Genomic DNA, 24,219 nt, shown 5'->3' with positions numbered 1-24,219 from the left:
CAGTGGTCTGTAGTTGTGCGTTCGGGGCGCAGGCCCGGTCCCCCGTGCAAACCCCCGTTTGCAGGCCCGCGCCCCCTTCCCCCGGCGCGCCGTTTCAAGGCGGCGCGGGTGGTGGTGCTGAGGAAAAACTTACGCGGCGATGGGAGTGCCCGTCGTCCCGTGCCGGGTTGACGTTGCCGTACGACCTCGGTCGTAGGCGCGGACCGTCTACAACTCCTGCGGTACGGCGAACGATGGACGTATACCGATGGGTATGCGGGCTACGCTGCGGCGATGCGCCTCCGTCCGTTCACCGTCGACGTGCTGCTCGCCCTCGGGCAAGTGGCTCTGCTGGCGTTGATCGGCCCCGAGGCGGCGGCGGTCGGGTGGGACGACCTGGACCTGCGGGGCTACTCCCTCGCGCTGCTCGTGATCGCGCCGACCGCGTTCCGCTCGAAGGCCCCGCTCCTCGTCTGCCTCGTGACGTACGCGGTCTGGACCGTGTACGTCCTCGCGGGCTACTGGCCCGTCGTGACGTCGTTCGGGCCGATGCTGTGCCTCTACACGGTCGCCCTGCAACGCCGGACCCCCACGACCGGCGTGTGCGCGGCGCTGCTCTCCGCGATCTGGGTGCTCGGCAGCCTGGTGAGCCACGACCACGCCTCCGTGCCGTCGGTGGCGGCGCAGGCCCTCGGCATCAACGCCCTGGTGTGGCGGATGGGATACCTGGCGCGGCGCTCCGCCGAACTCGCCCGCAAGACCCGCGCCGAGCAGCAGGAGCGGGCCAGACACGCGGTCGTGGAGGAGCGCGGGCGGATCGCGCGGGAGCTGCACGACGTCGTCGCCCACCACATGTCGGTGATCTCCGTGCAGGCGGGGCTCGCCAAGTTCGTCTTCGACTCCGACGCCAAGACCGCGCGCACCGCGCTCGGCACCATCTCCGGCACCAGCACCGAGGCCCTGGAGGAGATGCGGCGCATGCTGCGGGTGCTGCGCGCCCAGGACGACGACGGCGAGGTCCCGGACGCGCCGATGCCGGGCCTCGCCCGCATCGAGGACATGACGGACCGGGTCAGGGCGGGCGGGGTGCCCGTCGAGTTCCGGGTCACGGGGACGCCGCGGCCGATCGCGCCCGGCGTCGAGCTGTGCGCGTACCGCGTGGTGCAGGAGGCCCTGACCAACGTCCTGAAGCACGCGCGGCAGGCCAGCGCGACCGTGGAACTGCACTACCACCGCGACCACATCGAGGTGTCCGTCACCGACAATGGGGAGGGGGTGATTCCGGACAGAGTGAGGAGCCCTGGTGGACATGGGTTGATCGGTATGCGCGAACGGGCCAAGCTCTACGGCGGAACGATCAGCATCGGCCCGCGCAGCGTGGGAGGGTTCGCCGTGAGACTGACCCTGCCGACGTCGGCACGGGCCGCACCGCCGGGAGACGACACCAGCGAATGAACCAAGCACAAATCAAGGTGCTCGTCGTGGACGACCAGTTCCTCATCCGCGCCGGGCTCGTCGGCGTGCTCCGGGCCGCCCCCGGCATCGAGGTCGTCGGCGAGGCGGGCGACGGCGCCGAGGCCGTGGAGCTCGCGGCGGCCACCCGCCCCGACGTGGTCCTCATGGACATCCGCATGCCCGGCATGAACGGCATCACGGCCACCGAGCGCATCCTCGCCGAGGCCGCCGAGCCGCCGCCCCGCGTCCTGGTCCTCACCACCTTCGACCTCGACGAGTACGTGTACGGGGCGCTGCGCGCGGGCGCCGCCGGGTTCCTGCTCAAGGACTCCGGGCCCGAGCGGCTGCTCGCCGCGGTGGCCGCCGTCGGCAGCGGGGACGCCCTGTTCGCGCCGAGCGTCACCCGCCGTCTCGTGGAGGCCTTCGCGGTACGTTCCGGGGCGGCGCCCGCCGGCGAGCCGCCGCCGGACCTCGCCGCGCTCACCGGCCGCGAGCTGGAGGTCCTGAAGCTGATAGCGCGGGGCCTGTCCAACGCGGAGATAGCCGACCGCCTCTACATCAGCGAGGCGACGGTCAAGACGCATCTGAACCGCACCATGAACAAACTCGACCTGGACACCAGGGCCCAGGCGGTGGTGATCGCCTACGAGACGGGCCTGGTGACCCCGGGCGGCTCAAGCATCTGACCCGGCGCTCCGGTCAGCGGGTCTCGGCAGGTTTCAGAGGGGCTCAGCAGGTCACGGTCTTGTCGTACCTGCCGATGAGCCAGGTGAAGCGCACCCCGTTCCGGGGCGGCAGGGTGAAGCAGCGCGAGTCGGGGCCGTACTTGATGACGACCTTCACGCGCATGGTGCGGCCGCAGTAGTTGGTCACGGTCGCGGACCGGCCGCTGACCCTCCGCTGGACGCAGGCGGGGGCGGTGCCCTGCGGCGAGACGTCCGTGGTGCGGGCCGTCGAGGACGAGGCGGTGGGCGCGGCCGACGCCGAGGGGGCCAGGGCGAGGCCGCCGCCCAGGACGGCGGTGGCCGCGATGCCGACGGCGGCCTTCCTGGTGAAGCCGCCGGGGCGGGACGGGGCCCGCCAGCCGGTGTCCTGCTCGCGCTCCGTGTGGGTGGGCGTGGGTGTGGGTGTGGTGCTGTCGGTCATCTGAACTCCCCGTGGTGGTGGTCCGGCGGCCGGTGCGAGCTGCCCGCGCCGGCCGTCGTGCGGTACCGACTCTGCCGAGCCGAATCGGTCAACATCCAGGGCAGTGGGACGAGTTGGGCCGTCCCCCGCGTCGACCTGCGGGGACGCGCCGTTCTATGACACCGCTGTGGGACGTCCCCCGCGCCAGGAGTTGCCTTTTCGGACGCCTGGGACGGACGCCGGGGAACCGGAATTGGTGCATCCGCCATCTAACCGGGCGCAGGGGGCGATTCGCCTCGGGGGACCTTGTCACGCGTATGGAGTGAACATGCCGCGTTGGAAAGAGCTGCCCGCGTCGCTGGGGGAGCAGGAACGCCGACTGGCGGTCCAGTTACGGCGGATGAAGGACCGCAGCGGACTCAGCCTGACATCACTGGCCACCAGGACCTCGTACAGCCGCTCCTCCTGGGAGCGCTATCTCAACGGCAAGAAGCCGGTGCCGCGCGCCGCCGTCGAGCAACTGTCCCGGGTGTGCGGCACGGAACCGACGCGACTCCTCGTGCTGCACGAGGTGGCGCAGGAGGCACGGGTCTCGGCGGGTGCCGGTCCGGGACGCCCGGCCGGGGCGACGGCCACCGCGCCGCACCCGCCACCCGAGCCCCCGCCCGCACCACCCGCGCCCGCACCACCTGAGGCGCCCCCACCATCCGAGGCGCCCGCACCCCCACCCACGCCCGCACGCGCACCCCGCACCGTCCGCCTGCGCACCGCCCTCGCCGCGCTGGCGCTCGCCGTGGCCGCCGCCTTCACGGGCGGCCTGCTCGCGGACCGGGCCTGGGAGGGCGCGGACGGCGAGGTGCGGGGCGCGCACGTGTACGAGAAGGGCCGCGCGTACGGGTGCGAGGACGGCCGCGAGGGCGGGGTGCGGTACGCCGGGCACAGTCGGACCCGGGACTCGATCCTCGACCGGGGCGACAGCGGCTGGGAGGTGGTCGAGGTCCAGTGTCTGCTGGGGCGGCACGGCTACGGCGCGGGTGCGACGGACGGCGTGTACGGCGACCGCACGAAGGCGGCGGTGCGGCGCTTCCAGTGGGCGCGGGGTCTGGTGGACGACGGGATCGTCAGGCCGGAGACGTGGGGCGAGTTGCGGAAGTGACGGGAGTCCGGGTGGGCGGTACCGGGCGGTATCCGGCCATCCGTTGACGGCACTCGGGGCCTTCGGGCGACGGCCGCCGAGGTGCGTCCGGCCCGTGCGGGCGGTGGCGGCGAGGGGCTCCGCTCCGGTCGAGTGCGCGTGAACGCGCAGGTGGTGAACGTGAGACGGCGCCCGTCCTCTCCCCCGTGGGAGGACGGGCGCCGCCGTTCCGCGGTGCGAGCGCTGGGCTCGCTGTGCGTCTTAAGCGTCATGGACGCGCCATCCCGGCAGCAAGGGAAGCCTTACCCCTGTGGCACGGAAGTGACCATTCCGCAACGCTGTTCCGGGCCCGCTACGGATGCGAGACGGCCCTGGTCGGACCGGGCGAAACGGACAGCCGGGGTGGCATGGACGGAACCGAACCGGGCGCCGCCGCCGTCAGTCGGTCAAACCGGGTCGCGCTGGGGGGCAACCATGGGGACGCGTGCGGGCGCCTGGCAGCCGCTTCCGGACGAACTGCCGCCGGAAGTACGCCATCTCGTCGAGCAGTTGCGACGCCTGAAGGACCAGACGGGGCTCAGCCTCGTCGCGCTCGGCTCCAGAACCGCCTACAGCAAGTCCTCCTGGCAGCGCTACCTCAACGCCCAGCAGCCCCCGCCCCGGGAGGCCGTGCTCGCGCTGTGCCGGGTCGCGGGCGTCGACGGCGCGCGACCGGCGGCGGGTTGGGAGCTGGCGGTGAAGGTGTGGCCGCGGGCGGGGGAGGCGTCCGGAGCGGAGGCGCCCGAGCCGCCCCCGGCCGACGCTCCGCCCGCCCCGGCCGCTTCGTGCGCCCCGGGCACCCCGGCCGCTTCGTGCGCCCCGGACGCCCCTTCCGCCCTGGCCACCCCGGCTGCCTCGTACGGTGCCCCGCCGCCGTCCCCGACCGCCCGGCGCCCCGCCCCCTCCTGGCGCCTCGTCGCCTGCTCCGCGCTCGCGGTGATCGCGCTGCTGCTCGTGAGCCTGCTGTGGATCGTCACGCAGGTGACCGGCGCGCGCGGCGGCGCGGACCCGGGGCCGCCGCTGAAGCCCGGGGCGAGCGTCTCCGAGCCGCTGGGCACGCGTGTGGCCCCGGGGGCCGCCACCGAGTGACGGCCCCCGGGGCGGACCGCCGTGTCAGCCGAGGCGGTCGTACGCGGCCTGCTTCCACTGCCCGTAGATCTTCACGTAGTACGTGCCGGAGATCCGCTTGAAGGCGATCTGGCGCGCGTAACCGGTGTAGTCGACCCTGCCGTTCGCGTGCGGGCCGCTGAGGAAGTTGTCCGCCGCGCCGAAGGTCTCCTTGCCGGCGATGCCGTCGACGTCCTCCAGGTCCTCGCGGGCCTGCCACCACTTGGTCGCGGACGCCGTCTTCCAGCCGTAGTGGCCGTCGATGTCCGACTTGGTGAAGGCGTGCCGCACGCCGTTGCCGTCGCGCCACTTGGCGCCGTCCGCGTACAGGACGCTCTGCCACAGCCAGGTGGCGTTGGAGTGCGCGTGGCTGTGGCGGGAGAGTGTGCCCTCGTCGCCCCAGTCGTTGTACGCGTCGCCGCCGCCGTCGACGACGCGCGGCCCGGCGGCCTGGGCGAGCGGGGCGGTGGCGGCGAGCGCGAGCCCCGCGCTCGCGGCCACGGCGACGGCGGCGGCGACGAGCCGGTGCGGGCGCCGGGTGCGGACGCGGGCGCTGTCGCCGGTGGTGGTGAGGTCGGTGGTGCGGTGGTGCATGGTGGTTCCCCCCTGGCGGAACTGGTGGTTCAGGTGGTTCGATCACGGCGTCCGGCTGCTGTGGCGCAGCGGTGCCGTGTTCGATGCTTCGGCACCGGAGCGCCCCGGAAAAGGGTCAACCGACGCATTCGGGACGGTTCCGGGACGTCCCGGTCCGGGAGCTGGGGTTCCGCATCGTGGAGCGGGACGTCGGTGGGACACTGGGCCGTGGACCGGGGGCGTGCGACGGGGCACACTCTGTCCCATATGCTCCCGTGCGCTCCCATTCAGGGAACTGACATCCTGGCTCCGCGCATCCCTCTGGGTAGTTGAGGACCGGGGCGAGCGAACCGCGTGCGGTACGCCGGAGGTCCGGGGCAGCGGCATGACGCGCGGGGGCAGTACAGGCACGTACGGGGGGAATAGGGGGAGCAATGCCTCGTTGGAAGGCGCTACCGGATGAGCTCGACCCGCAGGTCAGGGAGTTCGCGAACCAGCTGCGCAGGCTGGTCGACCGCAGCGGTCTCAGCATCGCAGCGGTGTCCGACCGGACCGGCTACAGCAAGACGTCGTGGGAGCGCTATCTGAACGGGCGGCTGCTCGCCCCCAAGGGCGCGATCGTCGCGCTCGCCGAAGTCACCGGCACGCCGCCGGTGCACCTCATCACCATGTGGGAGCTCGCGGAGCGCGCCTGGAGCCGCTCCGAGATGCGGCACGACATGACGATGCAGGCCATTCGCATCTCGCAGGCGCGGGCCGCGCTCGGCGAGATGGCGACGAATCCGCCGGTCAGCTCCAAGGACGCCAAGTCCACGAAGTCGCCCCGGGCGCCGAAGGAGAGCGGCGGCCCCGGCAAGGCGCGCGGTGGCGTCGGGGCCGTGACCGGTGTGGCGGGGCCCGCCGGGGTGTCGCCGACGGTGCCGCCCGTGGCGCGGGAGCCGGAGGGCGTGCGGTACGGGGCGCAGGCTCCGGCCGCGCCCTCGACCGGGTCGGCCGGTGCGCGCGCCGGTTCCGGCTCGGGCGCCGCCTCGGCTTCGGCGCAGGCACCGGCCACGCCCTCGTCGCGTTCGTACGAGGCGTCGGCGCCGCCCGGGTCCGTGGCCGCCACGTCCTCGGTCGCCCCCGGGTACGGGGGCGGCGGGCCGGGGTCCGTGGCCGGTCCCGGCGCCGACGGGAAGTCGCCCGACGGGCAGCGGCGCAAGCGGAAGCTGACGATGTTCCTCGCGGGGATCGTGGGGGCGCTCGTCGTCATCGCGGCGGCGGTGTTCCTCACGGACATCGGCAAGGGTGACGACGACGGCGACGGGAAGGCGGGGCCGTCCACGGCGCCGACGACCTCCACGGCGGACCTGCCCGCCGGGGTCGAGTGCAGCGGTGCCGACTGCACCGGCAAGGATCCCGAGAACATGGGGTGCGGGGGCGAGTTCGCCCGGACCACTTCGCGGGTGACCGTCGGGACGAAGACCCTCGTCGAGGTGCGGTACAGCAAGACGTGCGGGGCCGCGTGGGCGCGGATCACCCAGGCGGTGCCCGGGGACAAGGTCACGATCACCGGCTCCGGCTCGGCCGCCCGCCAGAGCGGGACCGTGAACGGGGACTTCGACGCGTACACGCCCATGGTGGCCGTGAAGAACGCGGCCGCGGCGAAGGCCTGCGCCACGCTCAAGGCAGGCGGGACGACCTGCACGAAGTAGCCCTCGGGGCCCGTGGTCGGCCGTGCTCTGTGGTGCCCTTCCCTGGCGTCATGGCGCCGTCGGCCGTGGCTGTGCCCACCCGTGCCGCCCCTGGCGGCCCAGCTGCCCACAGGGTTGGGGGCAGCCGGAATGCGGCTGGCTGGTGGCGTCGAACGACCTGCGGACGCCGGACAAGCGTCAGTGGCACAGGCGACCTGGAGCTAACGGTCCAGTGGAAACGGGATGGGGGTCCCCCTGCTCTTTAAGAGCTTGGGGGAGGGTGGGGAGTGACCGCCGCGGAGCGGTGGGGGTGAAAGAAGACGGCGGGAACCAGGAATGCCCCGCCCCCCGGAGGGCAGACGCACGGTACCCCCACGGGAGTGGTCACACCCCCAAGGCGGCCGCCACGTCTCCTCTCCCGAGGTGGCGGCCGCCCCCACGGGGCCCTGTGGGCCGGGCCACACCCACCCGGCGTACCAGGACGGCAAGGGCGCGATAACCTGACGCCGGATCTCTCTTGATGCCAAGAGATCGATCATCGAGAGGCGATCGACGAGGGCGTCGGCAGGGGATCCAGCACAAGGGGCAGGGACCCCCACCGCCAGCTGTCTTACGGAGATCGCCATGACCCGCACTCCCGTGAATGTCACCGTCACCGGCGCTGCCGGCCAGATCGGCTACGCGCTGCTGTTCCGCATCGCCTCCGGCCACCTGCTCGGCCCGGACGTGCCGGTCAACCTGCGCCTCCTGGAGATCACGCCCGCCCTGAAGGCCGCCGAGGGCACCGCGATGGAGCTCGACGACTGCGCCTTCCCGCTGCTGAACGGCATCGAGATCAGCGACGACCCGAACGTCGCCTTCGCCGGTGCGAACGTCGCCCTCCTCGTCGGCGCCCGCCCGCGCACCAAGGGCATGGAGCGCGGCGACCTCCTGGAGGCCAACGGCGGCATCTTCAAGCCGCAGGGCAAGGCCATCAACGACCACGCCGCGGACGACATCAAGGTCCTCGTCGTCGGCAACCCGGCCAACACCAACGCCCTCATCGCCCAGGCCGCCGCCCCGGACGTACCGGCGGAGCGCTTCACCGCGATGACGCGCCTGGACCACAACCGCGCCCTGTCGCAGCTGTCGAAGAAGACCGGCGCCCCGGTCTCCGACATCAAGCGCCTCACCATCTGGGGCAACCACTCGGCGACCCAGTACCCGGACGTCTTCCACGCGGAGATCGCGGGCAAGAACGCCGCCGAGGTCGTCAACGACGAGGCCTGGCTCGCCGACACCTTCATCCCGACCGTCGCCAAGCGCGGCGCGGCGATCATCGAGGCCCGCGGCGCGTCCTCGGCCGCCTCGGCCGCCAACGCCGCCATCGACCACGTGCACACGTGGGTCAACGGCACGGCCGCCGGTGACTGGACGTCCATGGGCATCCCGTCGGACGGTTCGTACGGCGTTCCGGAGGGGCTCATCTCCTCCTTCCCCGTCACCACCAAGGACGGCAAGTACGAGATCGTCCAGGGCCTGGACATCAACGACTTCTCCCGCGCCCGCATCGACGCCTCCGTCAAGGAGCTCGAGGAGGAGCGCGAGGCGGTCCGCGCCCTCGGCCTCATCTGACCCCTCGGCGTCATCCGGCACCACGCCTGACCGAAAGCCCCCGGCAGCCGCGCATCCGCGGCCACCGGGGGCTTTTCGGCCATCGTGTCTTCTTTCGGGGGACATCTGTCCATTCGCCGGACGTCCGCCACCTGCTCCATTAACTTTCGCGGCATGCGAGCCGAGCCGCCCCGCCAGGGGCCCGAGCAGACGCCCGAGCCGGGGCCCCGGCAGGATCCCGGGCACCGCCCGCCGCGCCACTCCCGCCGCAGGCCCCGCCGCTCCTACGCGCACACCGAGGCCACCCGGCTGCTCTGCGCGGGCGCCCACGTCAACGCCGCGTTCCGCAGGCGCGTCGTCGAGGAACTGGTCGGGCACGCCGAGCGCCCCGTCGCACCGCCGCTCGGCGCCGATGTGCTGCCGGTCCTCACGCACGCCCTGCGGGCCCGGCGCGACGAACTGCGCACCGCGCTGCTGCTGCTCGGGGTCTGGGCCGCGTTCCTGGCCACGGACGCCGTGATGCTCTGGGACGCGGCGGCGGACCGCTCGGGCGGCGACTCGGGGCTCGACGCGGGCGACATCGCCTGGCTGCCGTTCGGCACGGACGCGGCGGGCGCCGCCGAGTCGGAGCCGGGCGGCGCGGCCCTCGGCGACATGGTGCCGGGCGGCTGGGCCATGGCGTACGCCGTCGTCGTCCTGCTGCTGTGGTGCGCGCGCGTCGTCGCGGGCCGGGACACCGGCGTGGGGGAGCCGCTGCAGCCGGTGCCGCTGCCCGCGCCGCTGGTCTGGCTGCGCCGCCGCTTCGGGTGGCTGCTCACGTTCACGGCCTGGTCGTGCGGGGTGGCGTACGGCATCGCCGCGTGCGCCCAGATCACCGAATCGCCGTACCCCGTGATCTTCCCGCTGCTCATCGCGGCCGTGGTCTGGCGCCACCAGTTCCTGCGCACCCGGATGCTGCGCGGACGGCTCGCCCGGCAGACCTTCGCCGAGACGCCGCAGCCGCGCCTGCCCGCCTGGTACCGCCGCATCGAGCGCTGCGTCCGCCGCGAGCAGGACGCCTCCCTCACCCTCTACGACGTCAACCGCCCCTTCGTCGGCGCCGGTACGCCCCGCAAGCCCTGGTCGGTCGTCCTGGAACTCAAGCCCGACGACACCAGGGCGGCCGCCGCCGATGCCGGGCCGAACGGCGCCGTGCCCAGGCAGGGTGCCCCCGGCCCGCTCACCGCGCAGGACGTCATCGCGATGATCGGGCCCCGGCTGCGGGCGCTGCGCAAGTCGGCCGCCGCCACCAGCAGGGACCGGCTGCGGCAGCTGGAGATCGAGGAGTTCGTGTATCTGCCCGCGGGGCCGGGGCGGGACGAGGAGCTGTACACGGGCGACGGTGCGAAGACGGCGGTCGTGTACGACGACGACCAGGCCGAGCGGCACATCGCCGAGGCGGCGGGCGAGGGCGGCGAGGCCCGGCGGCACTTCCTGCGCATCCGCGTCGGCGCCTGGAACGAACAGGTCGTCGTCTCGCTCCTGGTCCGCGTGCACACCCAGGGCGGCATGCTCGTCCTCGAGGTCGTGCCGCACGTACTCGGGCCCGTCGCGCCCGAGTTCCGCCGCGTCGACGCGCTGGTGGCGAGCGAACCGGACGGCCCCGTGCGCGACGCCCTGCGCGCCTGCGTGGCCGCGCCCGCCCTGTCCGTCGCCCTCGGCATCACGGCCCTGCGCTGGCTCCCTTCGCTCGGCACGGCGATGCGGCTGTGGCTGACGATGCCCGCGACCGACGAGACGGAGGGGCCGGAAGGGGCAGCAGGGGCAGCAGGGGCAGCAGGGGCGGCCGAGGCGGCAGGGACGCACGGAGCGTACGCGGCGAGCGAGGCGCACGAGGTGTACGAGGTGCAGGAGTCGTACGGGAAGAGGGCGCGGGCGCGGGAGGCCGTCCCGTTCCCGCTCCGCCTCACCCGGCTCCTCCGCACCACCGCCTCCCGGATCCTGCCGCCCGACACCGGCCGCGCCCCCGACGCCCCGGCGGTGTCCCTGCGCCAACTCGCCGCCACCGACAGCCTCTCGCTGTTCCAGGAGATGGACGTCGCCCGCTACACCCGCACCCTCCAGGACCGCATCGGCGAGGGCGTGCGCGACGCGCTGTTCCTCGGCGGCTACCGCACGGACCGCCTGGAGCAGCACATCACGCAGATCAACAACAGCGGGGTCTACATCAAGGAGATGTCCGGCGGCGCCCTCGCCACCGGCACGCACGGCCAGGCCACGCACACGGAGAAGACCTCCGTGTGAGCGCCTCCACCGGCGCCGGGAACCCTACGACCACATCCCCGCACGACCCGACGACCACATGCCCGCACGACCCCGAGACCACATCCCCGCACGACCCACGGAAGGACCCCCCATGAGCGACGACCAGTCCCCGAGCGGCGGCGGAGCGCACGTCACCATCCACGCGATCAACGGCGGCTCCCAGGCCTTCGGCGCCAACGGCAAGGCCGAATCCACCAACCACACGACGGTGGTCGCCGACCAGGCCCACGGCCGCCTCCTGACCACGGTCCGCGCGCTGCGCCGCGAGTTGGGCGACGACGGGCACGCGCCCGAGGACGAGGAGGTCGTGGCCGCCCTTGACGAGGTCGAGGGCGAGATCGCCAGGAACGGCAGCAGCGGGAGCGGGCCCCTGAACCGGCTGCGCGACCGGCTCGCCGACTACGCGCCCGCCACCGCGACGGCCGCCGCCGTGACGGCCGTCCTCCAGGCACTCGCCCAGGTCCTGGGCTGAACGCGGACGGGCGGGGACGAGCGGGGACGAGTGGGGAAGGAGCGGCGGCGGTGCGGATCTACGACAGGGACCGGCAGGAGTGGGTCGGCCGGGAGCGGGAGCGGGAGATCGCGGCGCTCCACGAGCGGGACGTGGCACGGCAGCGCAACGCCCGGCGCGGCGTCGTCGCGGTCCTCGCGGCGTGCGGGCTCGCCTTCGGGACCTGGGCGCTCGGCTGGAAGGACGAGCCGGAGCCGACGGTGTACCTGATGGACCGGCAGTCGGCGCAGGGCCCCGGCACGGACTCGGGCACCGACGCCGCCGAGGGGGACACCGCGCCACCGCCCCCGACGGGCGGCCCGCCGCCCGCCTACGAGAAGGTCGTCGACCCGCAGGACGGCTACCGCCTCGCCGTCCCGCGCGGCTGGATCCGCTCCCGGAACACCGGCCTGAACGGCGTCGTCATCCTCAACTACCGCAGTCCCGACGACACCCGGCGGCTCCAGCTGTACGAGGTGAGCGAGCCGACGCCGGACGCGTCGCTGCGTACCTTCCTCGACGACACGGTGGTCCCGAAGTCCGCCGGTTTCAAGCAGCTCTCCCTGACCCACCCCACCGGAGGCCCGGGCCCCGCCGCCCGCCTGAGCTACCTCACCGACCGGATCTCCGACGAGCCCGACATCGGCACCTGGCACGTCGTCGACCACCGCTTCGAGGCGACCGACGGCAAGCTGTACGCCCTCACGGCCTACGGCGCCGAAGCGGACGGCAGGCAGGACGAACGGGAGCTGCTGACCACGGCGTTGACGTGGTTCTGCCCGCCGCTCGCCCGCTGCACGGACCCCGGCACGGACCCCGGCACGGGCTGAGCCGCGCCCCGCCCCGCCCCGGGCTCGGGGCCGGGCGCGGGCCGTCGCGCGTCACCGCTCGGAAGCCCGCCGCGGCCCAAGTCCCGCCGCCACCAAGGCCGCCCCCACGATCACCACTGTTCCGACCACGCGCAGGGCCGCCGCCATGCCGGACGTGAAGTCCGCGGCGCCGCCCGTGTGGTCGGTGCCGGTGTGGGCGGCGAGGACCGTGCCGGAGACGGCCACGCCGAGGGCCGCGCCGATCTCGCGGGCGGAGGTGCCGAGGCCGGAGCCGAGGCCCGCCTGGTGCGGGGGCAGGGAGGAGACGACGCCCATGGTGAGGGCGGGCATGCACAGGCCGGTGCCCGCCGAGATGACGAGCAGCCAGCAGGCGTAGGCCGCGTAGGGCGTGCCCGCGTCCGCCGTGGAGACGCCGAGCAGGCCCGCGCCGATCAGCAGGAGGCCGGTGCCGACCACCGGGCGGGGCGAGGCGGACCAGCGGGCCGCGAGGCGGGGCACCAGGGCCATGCCGATGGTCAGCGGCACGATGGCGAAACCGGCGCGCGCGGCTCCGTACCCCTTCACGTACTGCAGGTACTGGGAGTTGACGTAGAAGAGGGCGAACAGGCCGAAGAAGGCGACGGCCGAGCCGAGGGTCGCCGCGCTGAGGCGGGCGGAGCGGAAGACGCGCGGGTCGAACAGCGGGGCGCGGGAGCGCAGCGCGTGCGCCGTGAACGCGGCGAGCAGGAGCGCCCCGGCTGCGAAGGCGCACAGGATGCGGGGCGCGCCCCAGCCGTACAGGGGGCTTTCGATGACGCCGAACAGGACGGCGACGAGGCCCGCGGTGAGGATGAGCGTGCCGACGGGGTCGAGGGACGGCGCGGCGGCGGTGCCGTCGGAGTGGTCGGTGCGGGGGGTGGTGCGGGCCACGGCGAGGGCGAGGAGCGCGCCGAGCGGCACCATCACCCAGAACAGCGCGCGCCAGGACAGGTATTCGCCGATGAGGCCGCCGCCCGCGTTCCCGGCGAAGCCGCCGAGGCCCATCGCGAGGGTCCAGGAGGCCAGGGCGCGGGGCCGTTGCTCGGGCGGTGCCACGCGCATCAGGATGGACATGGTCGCGGGCATGATGAGGGCCGCGCCCGCGCCGGAGACGCCGCGTCCGGCGATGAGCATGGCGGGGGAGACGGCGAGCGCGCTGACCGTGGCGCCCGCGGCGAACAGGCCGAGCCCGGTGAGCAGGGCGCCCTTGCGGCCGTACCGGTCACCCAGCGCGCCCGCCGGGATGAGCAGGCCCGCGAAGACGATGACGTACGCGTCGACGGTCCACAGGATCTCGCTCGCCGACGGGTGCAGTCCGGACGAGCCGAGCTGCGGGATCAGGAGGTTGATGGCGGCGACCATGCTCTGCGCGACCATCACGCAGGCGCACAGGACGAGCAGGGTCGACCGCTTCAGGACGGCCGGGGGAGCGGGCGCCGCCGACGGGCCTGGTGCGGACGGGCCGGGCGCGGACGGGTCGGGCGCCGACGGGCCTGGTGCGGACGGCGGTGCCGGGACCGGCACTTGGGCAGGCGAGGGCATGGCTCCTCCTCGGGAGCGTGGTGGCGTGGGATGTACGGCCACCGTAGGCTCGCCCGGTACCTGCTTTCCAGTGCAAGTTTTGCAAGGGATGATTGCGTGTGACGCAAGTGGAACGGCCGGCCGACACCGCGGGGCTGGACCTGAACCTGCTGCTCGCCCTCGACGTGCTGCTCGACGAGCGCAGCGTGGGCGGCGCCGCCCGCCGGCTGCATCTGTCGGAGCCCGCGATGAGCCGCACGCTGGGCCGGATCCGCAAGGCGCTCGGCGATCAGGTCCTGGTGCGGGCGGGCCGCCAGATGGTGCCGACGCCGTACGCCCTCTCGGTGCAGGCGGAGGTGGGCGCGGTGGTGGAGCGGGCGCGGGCGGTGTTCGCCGGGCCCGGCGCCCAGGACCTGCGGGCCGTGTCGCGCACGCTCACCCTCGTCGGCAACGACGCGCTCGCCGCCGCGTACGCGCCCGCCCTGTTCGCCCGCGCGGCCGACCAGGCGCCGGGGGTCCGGCTGCGCTTCCTGTCCGAGAGCCATCTGGACGTGCCGCTGCTGCGCGAGGGCATCGCCGATCTGGAGGTCGGCGTGATCGACACGGTCGCGCCCGAGGTGCGGGTCGAGCCCCTCTTCGAGGACGCGATGGTCGGCGTGGTGCGGCCCGGACACCCTTTGCTGGAGGGCGAGTTGACGGCACGGCGGTTCGCCGCCGCCGATCATCTGACGGTCTCGCGGAAGGGCCGGATGGCCGGTCCGGTGGACACCGCCCTGGCCGATGCCGGACTGCGCCGCCGCGTCGTGGGCAACGTGGGCACGTACCCCTCGGCCCTCTACATCCTGCTGCGCACCGACCTGGTCGGCCTGAGCATGTCCTGGGCCCGCCCCCTGATGGACCCCCTCGGCCTCGTGACCTTCCCCGTCCCGCTGGAGCTGCCGCCGCTGAGGATCGGCATGGCGTGGCACCCCCGGCACGACGCGGACCCGGCGCACGCGTGGCTGCGCGAGTGCGTCCGGGAGCTGGTCTCGGCGCCGGGGTAGGCGCCGACGAGAACGCCGACGTGAGCGCCGACGTGAGGTGGCTGTTGCTGAACCGCTGTGGAATGTAGTACTTCTTATACATGAGCGAGCAAGTCCACAACAGGCTGGCGATGGTGCGTGCCGAGCGGAAGGTGTCCCGGCAGCGCCTCGCCGAAGCCGTGGGCGTGCACTACCAGACCATCGGCTACATCGAGCGCGGGCAGTACAACCCGAGCCTCGACCTGGCGCTGAAGGTGGCCGGGTACTTCGGGCTGCCCGTCGAGGCGCTGTTCTCGCTGGAGCCGTTCCAGCCGCTCACGGATCAGGTGTACGGGCACGGGAAGGACAGTTAAGTCATGGCGCAGAAGGAGAAGTTGAGCGCGTACGACCAGTCGATGTACGACCTGATGAACCGGAACGAGGGCGCGGCGCTGCACAGCACGGCCGCGCGCCGCCGCGCCGTCGTCGGCGCCCATGTCGCCCTGACGGTGGCGTTCGTCGCGGCCTGGCTCGGCACGGTCGTCGGTGGCATCGGCTGGACGGGGTGGGCGATGCTCGGTCTGCTGCTGCCGTGGTGCGTGGCCACCGGCATCCTCAACAGCGCCACCCGCGGGCTCCTCGAGCTGCGACCCCGGGTGCTCGACGAGCGGCAGCGTGCCGAGCGGGACCGGGTGCGGGCCACGGCGCACCAGATCATGGCCTGGGTGCTGCTCGCGACCGTCCTGGTGACGGGGGTCGCCGGGTTCGCGGGCATGGGCGCGAAGGCGCTGGTGTTCCAGGTGGCGGTCTGTGCCCTCGCGCTGCACTGGCTGCTTCCGCTGTGGGTGGCCGGGCTCTCGGCGCGGGACGAGCCGGGTCTTGACGACCCCGACCTGGACGAGCCCGACGCGGACGAGTTCGCGTAAACGGACCGGACCGGACTGGGCCGGACCGGACCGGGCCCGCTCCGGCCCGGCCGTCCCGCCCCGCGCGGGTCCGCCCAGGGTGAGTTCGCCCCGCGCGGGCCCGCCCCCGCGCGGGCCCACGCCTCACACCTCCTGCAGTTCCTCCTCCAGCTTCGACACGTCCACCGAGTCCTTCGCCGACGGCGTCTTCGTCGGCACCGGCTTGTCGTAGTCCGTGAGGGTCGTCGTCTGGTCGGTTCCGTCGCCCTTCTCCGTGGCGCGGACCAGATACGGCTTGCCCTCGGCCGCGACGTACAGCGTGGTGTCCTTGCCGTCGTCGTTCTTGCCGGTCAGCGGGATGACGCGGGTGCCGTCGACCGTCGTGACCGCGCCCTTCTTCAAGTCCTTCGCGTCGTCGTCGGACCCCGCGTCGTCGCTCACGTTCTCCTGGAGATCCTTGAGGTCGCAGACCTCCGACAGGCTCTTCAGCATGGGGTCCTTCGTCGTGCCGTGGATGTAGCGGTCCTTGAACAGCTCGGCCGCCGCCGCGCCCTGCCCACGGGGCACCTGGCTCTTCCAGAACGCCTCGTCGGGCTTCATCCAGACCTTGTCGCCCTGCTTCACAAGATCCGCCGTGCCGCCGTTCGCGCCGAAGCTGAGGGTGCCCGTGCAGTTGCCGTCGCGGTCGAGCCGGAGGTCCATCGTGGCCGGGTCGTCCTTGTCGACGTCGCGGCCCTTGTCCGTCAGGGTGAGGTGGACGGACTTGGCGTCGAGCAGCTCCTGCTTCGCCTTGTCGGAGATCTCCTGCGCGCTCAGGTCCGCCGTGCTGTCGCCCTTGTCGCCACTGCCGCCGTCGTCGTCGGAGCACGCGGAGACGAGGAGGGCCAGGACCGCGGCGGTGCAGGCCGCACCTGCCGTCCGCAGTCGCGTACGAGGCATTTTGCTCATAGCGTCACCTCCGGTGACAGAAAGTGCTTCGAGCGTACGTTTCGCCCCGCGTACCCGCACGCGCAGTGACACAGCGCACTTTCGGCCATCGAATGCGCATGCTTTTCCGGGGTCCGGGCAGGTGCTCCCGGCTACCACGAGTGATCAGGTGGGGCAAACGGCAGAAACTGCCAGGAACGGAAGGCAAGAGGGACGTGTCCGCACAACAGACCATCCACGTGGCGGGAGAGTGGCGTGGCGCCGCCTCCGGCGCGACCCGCGAGATCATCGACCCCGCGGATGCCAAGCCGTTCGCGACCATCGCCGAGGGCGGTGCCGAGGACGCCGACGCGGCCATCGCCGCCGCCCGCGCGGCCTTCGACGAGGGCTCCTGGCCGGGTACGCCGGTCGCCGAGCGGGCCGCGCTGCTTCGCCGCGTCGCCGACCTGCTCGTGCGCGACCGCGAGAAGATCGGCCTCCTGGAGAGCCGGGACGCGGGCAAGACCCTCGAAGAGGGCCGCGTCGACGTCGACTGCGTCGCCGACGCCTTCCGCTACTTCGCCGACCTGGTGATCGGCGAGGGCGCGGGCCGTGTCGTCGACGCCGGGTCCGACGACATCCACAGCGTCGTCGTGCACGAGCCCATCGGCGTCTGCTCGATGATCACGCCCTGGAACTATCCGCTGCTCCAGGCCAGCTGGAAGATCGCCCCCGCCCTCGCGGCCGGCAACACGTTCGTCATCAAGCCGAGCGAGATCACGCCGCTCACCACGGTCGCCCTGATCGAGCTGCTCGCCGAGGCGGGCCTGCCCGCGGGCGTCGCCAACATCGTCACGGGGCCCGGCCACACCGTCGGCGCCCGCCTCGCCGACCACCCCGACGTCGACCTGGTCTCCTTCACCGGCGGCCTCGTCTCCGGCACCAAGGTCGCCCAGGCCGCGGCGCTCGGCGTGAAGAAGGTCGCCCTGGAGCTCGGCGGCAAGAACCCCAACGTCGTCTTCGCGGACGCCTGCGCGACCGACGAGGGCTTCGACACGGCCGTCGACCAGGCCCTGAACGCCGCCTTCATCCACAGCGGGCAGGTCTGCTCCGCCGGTGGCCGCCTCATCATCGAGGAGTCGGTGCGCGAGCGCTTCGTCGCCGAGCTGGCCCGCCGCGCCGAGAAGATCAAGCTCGGCCGCGGCACCGAGGACGGCGTCGAGTGCGGTCCGCTGGTCTCCAAGGAGCAGCGCGAGAAGACCGAGGGGTACGTCGCCTCGGCGCTCGCGGAGGGCGCCGTCCTGCGCTCCGGCGGCAAGCGCCCCGAGCCCACCGACGCCCGGCCCGCGACCGGCTACTTCTACGAGCCGACGGTGCTCGACCAGTGCCACCGCGAGATGAAGGTCGTCCGCGAGGAGGTCTTCGGCCCGGTCCTGACCGTCGAGACCTTCCGCACCGAGGACGAGGCCGTCGCCCTCGCCAACGACACCGAGTACGGCCTCGCGGGCGCCGTGTGGACCACCGACTCCGGGCGCGCCCGCCGGATGGCCCGCCGGATGCGCCACGGCACCATCTGGATCAACGACTTCCACCCCTACCTGCCGCAGGCCGAGTGGGGCGGATTCGGCAAGAGCGGCGTCGGCCGCGAGCTGGGCCCGGCCGGACTCGCCGAGTACCGCGAGGCCAAGCACGTCTACGAGAACCTCGCGCCGAAGCCGGTCCGGTGGTTCGCGGGCTAGCCGCCCGCCCCTCCTTACGCGTAAGCACCTTGTACGACCTCGCAGGAAGAGGAGCAGTTCCCCCATGGCTGAAACGAACGAGTACGACTACGTCATCGTCGGCGGCGGCACCGCCGGGTCCGTGATCGCCTCGCGCCTCACCGAGAACCCGGACGTCACCGTCGCCGTCATCGAGGGCGGCCCCAGCGACATCGACCGGGACGACGTCCTGACGCTGCGCCGCTGGCTCGGCCTCCTCGGCGGCGAACTCGACTACGGCTACACCACCACCGAGCAGCCGCGCGGCAACTCGCACATCCTGCACAGCCGCGCCAAGGTCCTCGGCGGCTGCTCCTCGCACAACACCCTGATCTCCTTCAAGCCGCTGCCGTCCGACTGGGACGAGTGGGAGGAGGCCGGGGCCACCGGCTGGAACGCCGCCGCGATGGACCCCTACTACGGCAAGCTGCGCAACAACGTCGTACGCGTCGCCAAGAAGGACCAGAACCAGATCGCCACCGACTGGGTCGAGGCGACGAAGACCGCGCTCGGTGTGCCGGAGGTCGTCGGCTTCAACGACAAGCCCTTCGACGAGGGCGTCGGCTTCTTCGACCTGGCGTACCACCCGGAGAACAACAAGCGCTCCTCCGCGTCCGTCGCCTACCTCCACCCCCACATGGAGGCCGGTGACCGCCCGAACCTCCACCTCTTCCTGGAGACCTGGGCCACCAAGCTGGAGCTCGACGGCAAGACCGCGCGCGGCGTCCACATCCGCGCCAAGGACGGCGCCGAGAAGCTGCTCACCGCCCGCCGCGAGGTCCTCGTCTGCGCCGGGGCCGTCGACACGCCCCGCCTGCTCATGCTGTCGGGCATCGGGCCGAAGAAGGACCTGGAGGCCCTCGGCATCCCGGTCGTGCACGACCTGCCGGGCGTCGGCGAGAACCTCATCGACCACCCGGAGTCGGTCATCGTCTGGGAGACCAACGGGCCGATCCCCGGCAACTCCGCGATGGACTCGGACGCCGGTCTTTTCGTGAAGCGGGACCCGGCCCACAAGGGCCCGGACCTGATGTTCCACTTCTACCAGATCCCGTTCACGGACAACCCGGAGCGGCTCGGCTACGAACGCCCCGAGCACGGCGTCTCCATGACGCCGAACATCCCCAAGTCCCGTGCCCGCGGCCGTCTTTACCTGACCTCCGCGGACCCCGAGGTGAAGCCCGCCCTGGACTTCAAGTACTTCGAGGACGAGGGCGACTACGACGGGCGGACGCTCGTCGACGGCATCAAGCTGGCGCGGAAGGTCGCGCAGGCCGAGCCGTTCAAGAAGTGGCTCAAGCGCGAGGTGTTCCCCGGCCCCGAGGTCACCGACGACGCGGAGATCGGCGAGCTCGTGCGCAAGGCCGCGCACACCGTCTACCACCCGGCGGGCACCTGCCGAATGGGTGCTTCCGGTGATGAACTCGCGGTGGTCGACCCGGAGTTGAAGATCCGGGGCCTCGAAGGAATCCGTATCGCGGACGCATCCGTCTTCCCGACGATGCCCGCCGTGAACCCGATGATCGGAGTGCTCATGGTCGGGGAGAAATGTGCCGAGATCCTTGGAGGTGACGGCCGATGAGCGACACCGCGACCGTCACCCCCGCCGCCGACGCGGCCACGGACGCCGTCTTCGCCGTGCGCAACCTCTGGAAGGTCTTCGGCCCCAAGGCCGACACCATCCCGGGCAACGACGAGCTGACCGGCCTCGACCCCGCGGAGCTGCGCGAGCGCACCGGCTGCACCGCCGCCGTGCGCGATGTGTCCTTCGAGGTGAAGAAGGGCGAGGTCTTCGTCGTCATGGGCCTGTCGGGCTCCGGCAAGTCCACGCTCGTGCGCTGTCTGACCCGGCTCATCGAGCCGACTTCCGGGTCGGTCGAGATAGACGGCGAGGACGTCCTCGCCATGGACAAGAACCGGCTGCGCGAACTGCGCCGCCACCGCGCGTCCATGGTCTTCCAGCACTTCGGCCTGCTGCCGCACCGCACGGTCCTCGACAACGTCGCCTACGGCCTGGAGATCCAGGGCGTCGCGCGCGCCGAGCGCCGCGAGAAGGCCATGAAGGTCATCGAGAAGGTCGGCCTCGAAGGCCTGGAGCAGCGCAAGCCCGGCCAGCTCTCCGGCGGCCAGCAGCAGCGCGTCGGCCTCGCCCGCGCCCTCGCCGCCGACCCCGAGGTCCTGCTCTTCGACGAGCCGTTCAGCGCCCTCGACCCGCTGATCCGCCGCGACATGCAGGAAGAGGTCGTCCGCCTGCACCGTGAGGAGGGCCGCACGATGGTCTTCATCACCCACGACCTCAGCGAGGCCCTCAAGCTCGGCGACCGCATCGCGCTGATGCGTGACGGCCGGGTCGTACAGCTCGGCACGCCCGAGGAGATCGTCGGCTCGCCCGCCGACGCATACGTCCGCGACTTCGTCCGGGACGTGCCGCGCGAGCAGGTCATGACCTGCCGCAGCGCGATGCGGCCCGTCGACTCCGACGCCGACGAGGACACCAAGGGCCCGGCCATCGCGCCGGACGCGACGGTGTCGGAGGCCATCGAGGCCGTGGCGCGCTCCGGTTTCCCGGCGCGCGTGATGGACGGCGGCCGGTGCCTGGGCGTCGTGGACCACGAGCAGTTGCTCGGCGTCGTCGCGGGCATCGCCCCCAAGGACGCCGCGGGCGCCTCCGGGCGCGGCGGGCCGTCCGCGAAGACGGCCACGTCGATACGTAAAGAGGTAACCGGCGAGGTGGCTTCCTGATGGCCACCGCCACCGCATCGACTCCGGTACGAGATACCGGGATCGGCGCCCTGCTGCGGCGCCGCGCCGTCGTCAAGCTCCTGCTGCTCGCCGTCGTCGCGGCCGTCGCCGTACCGATCCTCAACGCCAAGTGGGCCTCCGGCGCCTGGCCCGAGGCGCTCACCGTCGACGTGTCCGAGCCGCTCACCAAGGCCAGCGACTGGATCATCGACAACCGCGACAGCCACTGGCTGTTCACCTACTTCTTCGGGCACATCTCCAACGCCATCGTGCTGTCCGTGCGCGGCGTCTACCTGGTGCTGCTCGCCGCGGGCTGGGCGGGCGTCACCGTCGCCGCGGGCGCGATCGCCTGGCGCGTGGCGGGCCTGCGGCTCGCCGCCCTGGCCACCGCCGCGTTCGCCGTCTGCGGACTGCTCGGCATGTGGGTGCCGACGATGCAGACGCTCGCGCTCATGGTCGTCGCCGTGCTCGCGTCGGTGATCCTCGGCATGCTCCTCGGCCTCGCCGCCGGTCTCAACGACCGGATCTTCCGCATGATGCGCCCGGTCCTCGACACCATGCAGGTGCTCCCGGCCTTCGCCTACCTGCTGCCCGTCGTGCTCGTCTTCGGCATCGGCGTGCCCGCGGCCGTCCTCGCGACGGTCGTGTACTCGGCCCCTCCGATGGCCCGCCTGACGGCCCTCGGGCTGCGCGGCGCCGACGGCGGCGTGATGGAGGCGGTGGCCTCCCTCGGCGCGACCGCCCGCCAGCGCCTGCTGTCCGCGCGCCTGCCGCTGGCCCGAAAGGAACTCCTCCTCGGCCTCAACCAGACGATCATGATGGCGCTCTCCATGGCCGTCATCGCGTCCGTGATCGGCGCCGGCGGCCTCGGTGACCGCGTCTACCAGGCTCTCTCCACGGTCGACGTCGGCCAGGCCCTCGCCGCCGGCATCCCCATCGTGCTGCTCGCCGTCGTCCTCGACCGCGTCACCGGCGCGGCGGGCGAACGCCTCGGCGCGCACGCCGACGACAACTCGCCGCTGCGCGGCTGGCGCGGCTGGTCCATCGCCGCCGCCGTGACCCTGGCCTGCGCCCTCGCGGCCAGGTTCGCGGACCGCCTGGAGTGGCCGACGAGCTGGGTCGTGCAGATCGCCGAGCCCGTGAACACCGCCAAGGACTGGATGGTCGACCACCTGTACACGGGCGTGCCCGTCGTCGGCGGTACGGCGGACTGGGCCGCGCACTTCACCACGTACGTCCTCGACCCGATCCGCGACGGCCTCCAGGGGCTGCCCTGGTGGTCGGTGCTCCTCATCGTGGCGGCCCTCGCCTGGGTGATCGGCACCTGGCAGACGGCGCTCACCGCCGTCCTCGCGATGGCGGCGATCGGCGTCCTCGACGTCTGGAACGCCTCCCTGGACACGCTCTCCCAGGTCCTCGCGGGCGTCGCGGTGACCGTCGTCCTGGGCTTCGCGATCGGCATCGCCGCCTCCCGCAGCCGCCGCCTCGAAGCGCTGCTCCGGCCCGTCCTCGACGTCTTCCAGACGATGCCGCAGTTCGTGTACCTGATCCCGGTGGTCGCCCTGTTCGGCGTGGGCCGTGCCCCCGCCGTCGCCGCGGCCGTCGTGTACGCGCTGCCCGCCGTCATCCGCATCACCACGCAGGGCCTGCGCCAGGTCAGCCCCGCCGCGATGGAGTCCGCGCAGTCCCTCGGCGCCACCAGCTGGCAGCAGCTGCGCCAGGTCCAGCTCCCGCTGGCCCGCCCCGCGCTGATGCTCGCCCTCAACCAGGGCGTCGTCCTCGTCCTCGCCGTCGTCGTCATCGGCGGCCTGGTCGGCGGTGGCGGCCTCGGCTACGACGTGCTCGCCGGTCTCGCCCGCGGCGACCTCGCGACCGGTCTGGTGGGCGGTGTCGCCATCGTCTGCCTCGGCCTGATGCTGGACCGCGTGACGCAGCCGACGGAACGCCGCGCGAAGAAGGGAGCCTGACCGTGCGAGTACGTACGCGCATGACCGCCGCCCTCGCGGGACTCGGCGCCCTCGTCGCCCTCTCCGGCTGCGGCAAGGCCGACATGAGCAAGCAGGCGTCGCCGTACGCGAACGCGGCCGGCGCCAAGACCGTGACGCTGTCCGTGCAGTCCTGGGTGGGCGCGCAGGCCGACGTCGCCGTGGCCGAGTACCTGCTCAAGGAGGAGCTCGGCTACCGCGTCGACAAGGTCCAGATCGACGAGATCCCCGCCTGGGACGCCCTCAGCCAGGGCCGCGTCGACGCGATCATGGAGGACTGGGGCCACCCGGACCAGGAACAGCGCTACATCAAGGACAAGAAGACGATCGTCCCCGGCGGGGGCATCGGCGTCACCGGGCACATCGGCTGGTACGTCCCCACGTACTTCGCCAAGAAGCACCCCGACGTCACGGACTGGAAGAACCTCAACAAGTACGCGAAGGACTTCCGGACGCCGGAGAGTGGCGGCAAGGGCCAGCTCATGGACGGCTCCCCGTCCTACGTCACCAACGACAAGGCCCTCGTCGAGAACCTCGACCTCGACTACAAGGTCGTCTTCGCGGGCTCCGAGGCGGCCCAGATCACCCAGATCGAGCAGTTCGCCAAGCAGCAGAAGCCCTTCCTGACCTACTGGTACAAGCCCCAGTGGCTCTTCAAGAAGGTCCCCATGACGGAGGTGAAGCTGCCCGCCTACAAGGAGGGCTGCGACGCCGACCCCGCCAAGATCAAGTGCGCCTATCCGCACACGCCGCTCCAGAAGTACTTCAACGCCGACTTCGCCAAGAACGGTGGCAAGGCGGCGCAGTTCCTGAAGAACTTCAAGTGGTCCGAGGCCGACCAGAACGAGGTCTCCCTCATGATCGCCGACCAGAAGATGTCCCCCGAGGACGCGGCCAAGAAGTGGATCGACTCGAACGAGTCGAAGTGGCGGGGGTGGCTCCCGAAGTAGCCCTCGCGGAGGGCGCCCCAGTCCCGCCCCTTCACCGAAACTGGGGCTCCGCCCCAGACCCCGCTCCTCAAACGCCGGAGGGGCTGAAACTTACCGGCACATTCCCAGCCCGCCCCGGCAACCATCTAGCC

At 72.6% G+C, this 24,219-nt stretch carries 20 protein-coding genes and 1 pseudogene; 17 read left to right on the top strand and 4 right to left on the bottom strand.

Annotated features, from left to right (window positions below; all coding sequences use genetic code 11):
- The first annotated feature begins 273 nt into the window (after positions 1-273).
- The gene (locus tag ACFVHO_RS09510) at positions 274-1,434 is read left to right on the top strand and encodes a sensor histidine kinase (protein WP_385711887.1); all 1,161 of its coding nucleotides are present in this window, start codon (positions 274-276) and stop codon (positions 1,432-1,434) included.
- Positions 1,431-2,120, top strand: coding sequence for a response regulator (locus ACFVHO_RS09505; protein WP_385711885.1), 690 nt, complete (start codon positions 1,431-1,433; stop codon positions 2,118-2,120). Before ACFVHO_RS09510 ends, ACFVHO_RS09505 begins: the two co-directional genes overlap by 4 nt.
- Before the next feature lie 43 nt (positions 2,121-2,163).
- On the opposite strand, the gene ACFVHO_RS09500 is transcribed toward ACFVHO_RS09505, so the two are convergent.
- Complete coding sequence (locus ACFVHO_RS09500; protein ID WP_385711883.1) at positions 2,164-2,580, bottom strand: hypothetical protein; 417 nt, start codon at positions 2,578-2,580, stop codon at positions 2,164-2,166.
- A gap of 307 nt (positions 2,581-2,887) precedes the next feature.
- Between ACFVHO_RS09500 and ACFVHO_RS09495 the strand changes: the two genes are divergently transcribed.
- A complete protein-coding gene (locus tag ACFVHO_RS09495) occupies positions 2,888-3,715 on the top strand; it encodes a helix-turn-helix domain-containing protein (protein WP_385711881.1) in 828 nt (275 codons plus the stop codon).
- 453 nt (positions 3,716-4,168) lie between these two features.
- Positions 4,169-4,498, top strand: a pseudogene (locus ACFVHO_RS09490) (helix-turn-helix domain-containing protein); the annotation flags it as partial.
- Positions 4,499-4,846: 348 nt separating this feature from the next.
- On the opposite strand, the gene ACFVHO_RS09485 reads toward ACFVHO_RS09490, so the two are convergent.
- Positions 4,847-5,434 (bottom strand): peptidoglycan-binding protein, encoded by a 588-nt coding sequence (locus ACFVHO_RS09485; protein WP_385711879.1) that lies wholly within the window; start codon positions 5,432-5,434, stop codon positions 4,847-4,849.
- A gap of 413 nt (positions 5,435-5,847) precedes the next feature.
- On the opposite strand from ACFVHO_RS09485, the gene ACFVHO_RS09480 reads away from it, so the two are divergent.
- The 5 genes from ACFVHO_RS09480 (at position 5,848) to ACFVHO_RS09460 (ending at position 12,303) form a co-directional block, all read left to right on the top strand.
- The gene (locus ACFVHO_RS09480) at positions 5,848-7,107 is read left to right on the top strand and encodes a DUF2690 domain-containing protein (protein ID WP_385711877.1); all 1,260 of its coding nucleotides are present in this window, start codon (positions 5,848-5,850) and stop codon (positions 7,105-7,107) included.
- A 603-nt stretch (positions 7,108-7,710) separates the two neighbouring features.
- Entirely contained in the window at positions 7,711-8,700 is a 990-nt protein-coding gene (locus ACFVHO_RS09475; protein ID WP_385711875.1) for a malate dehydrogenase, read from the top strand.
- Positions 8,701-8,853: 153 nt separating this feature from the next.
- Positions 8,854-10,962: a hypothetical protein gene (locus ACFVHO_RS09470; protein WP_385711873.1), complete on the top strand. Its 2,109-nt coding sequence runs from the start codon at positions 8,854-8,856 to the stop codon at positions 10,960-10,962.
- Between the two features lie 112 nt (positions 10,963-11,074).
- Entirely contained in the window at positions 11,075-11,455 is a 381-nt protein-coding gene (locus ACFVHO_RS09465; protein WP_385711872.1) for a hypothetical protein, read from the top strand.
- A gap of 50 nt (positions 11,456-11,505) precedes the next feature.
- Positions 11,506-12,303 carry a hypothetical protein gene (locus ACFVHO_RS09460; RefSeq protein WP_385711870.1) on the top strand — a complete coding sequence of 266 codons (798 nt, stop codon included), beginning with the start codon at positions 11,506-11,508 and terminating at the stop codon, positions 12,301-12,303.
- A 51-nt stretch (positions 12,304-12,354) separates the two neighbouring features.
- Here the strand turns inward: ACFVHO_RS09460 and ACFVHO_RS09455 are convergent, their stop codons facing one another.
- Positions 12,355-13,863, bottom strand: a complete 1,509-nt coding sequence (locus ACFVHO_RS09455; protein WP_385711869.1) for an MFS transporter — start codon at positions 13,861-13,863, stop codon at positions 12,355-12,357.
- 92 nt (positions 13,864-13,955) lie between these two features.
- Here ACFVHO_RS09455 and ACFVHO_RS09450 point away from each other — a divergent pair, with 92 nt between their 5' ends.
- The 3 genes from ACFVHO_RS09450 to ACFVHO_RS09440 all read left to right on the top strand — a co-directional run bounded on the left by ACFVHO_RS09450 (position 13,956) and on the right by ACFVHO_RS09440 (position 15,769).
- On the top strand, positions 13,956-14,885 hold the full coding sequence (locus ACFVHO_RS09450) for a LysR family transcriptional regulator (protein ID WP_385711867.1): 930 nt from the start codon (positions 13,956-13,958) through the stop codon (positions 14,883-14,885).
- 80 nt (positions 14,886-14,965) lie between these two features.
- Complete coding sequence (locus tag ACFVHO_RS09445) at positions 14,966-15,217, top strand: helix-turn-helix transcriptional regulator (RefSeq protein WP_385711865.1); 252 nt, start codon at positions 14,966-14,968, stop codon at positions 15,215-15,217.
- Positions 15,218-15,220: 3 nt separating this feature from the next.
- Positions 15,221-15,769, top strand: coding sequence for a hypothetical protein (locus ACFVHO_RS09440; RefSeq protein WP_385711863.1), 549 nt, complete (start codon positions 15,221-15,223; stop codon positions 15,767-15,769).
- A gap of 123 nt (positions 15,770-15,892) precedes the next feature.
- On the opposite strand, the gene ACFVHO_RS09435 is transcribed toward ACFVHO_RS09440, so the two are convergent.
- On the bottom strand, positions 15,893-16,696 hold the full coding sequence (locus ACFVHO_RS09435; protein WP_385711861.1) for a hypothetical protein: 804 nt from the start codon (positions 16,694-16,696) through the stop codon (positions 15,893-15,895).
- 194 nt (positions 16,697-16,890) lie between these two features.
- Between ACFVHO_RS09435 and ACFVHO_RS09430 the strand changes: the two genes are divergently transcribed.
- The 5 genes from ACFVHO_RS09430 (at position 16,891) to ACFVHO_RS09410 (ending at position 24,088) form a co-directional block, all read left to right on the top strand.
- Positions 16,891-18,393, top strand: a complete 1,503-nt coding sequence (locus ACFVHO_RS09430) for an aldehyde dehydrogenase family protein (protein WP_385711859.1) — start codon at positions 16,891-16,893, stop codon at positions 18,391-18,393.
- Positions 18,394-18,457: 64 nt separating this feature from the next.
- The gene (locus ACFVHO_RS09425) at positions 18,458-19,993 is read left to right on the top strand and encodes a GMC family oxidoreductase (RefSeq protein WP_385711857.1); all 1,536 of its coding nucleotides are present in this window, start codon (positions 18,458-18,460) and stop codon (positions 19,991-19,993) included.
- Positions 19,990-21,153 carry a glycine betaine/L-proline ABC transporter ATP-binding protein gene (locus ACFVHO_RS09420; RefSeq protein ID WP_385711856.1) on the top strand — a complete coding sequence of 388 codons (1,164 nt, stop codon included), beginning with the start codon at positions 19,990-19,992 and terminating at the stop codon, positions 21,151-21,153. Before ACFVHO_RS09425 ends, ACFVHO_RS09420 begins: the two co-directional genes overlap by 4 nt.
- Complete coding sequence (locus ACFVHO_RS09415; RefSeq protein WP_385711854.1) at positions 21,153-23,120, top strand: ABC transporter permease; 1,968 nt, start codon at positions 21,153-21,155, stop codon at positions 23,118-23,120. The genes ACFVHO_RS09420 and ACFVHO_RS09415 overlap by 1 nt, the downstream gene beginning before the upstream one ends.
- A 20-nt stretch (positions 23,121-23,140) precedes the next feature.
- Positions 23,141-24,088 (top strand): ABC transporter substrate-binding protein, encoded by a 948-nt coding sequence (locus ACFVHO_RS09410; protein ID WP_385712116.1) that lies wholly within the window; start codon positions 23,141-23,143, stop codon positions 24,086-24,088.
- Positions 24,089-24,219 lie beyond the last annotated feature (131 nt).

It is taken from the genome of Streptomyces sp. NPDC127108 (assembly GCF_042677545.1).
Lineage (GTDB): Bacteria > Actinomycetota > Actinomycetes > Streptomycetales > Streptomycetaceae > Streptomyces.
Note: the sequence above shows the minus strand (reverse complement) of the source record. Positions and strands in the feature narration are given on the sequence as shown.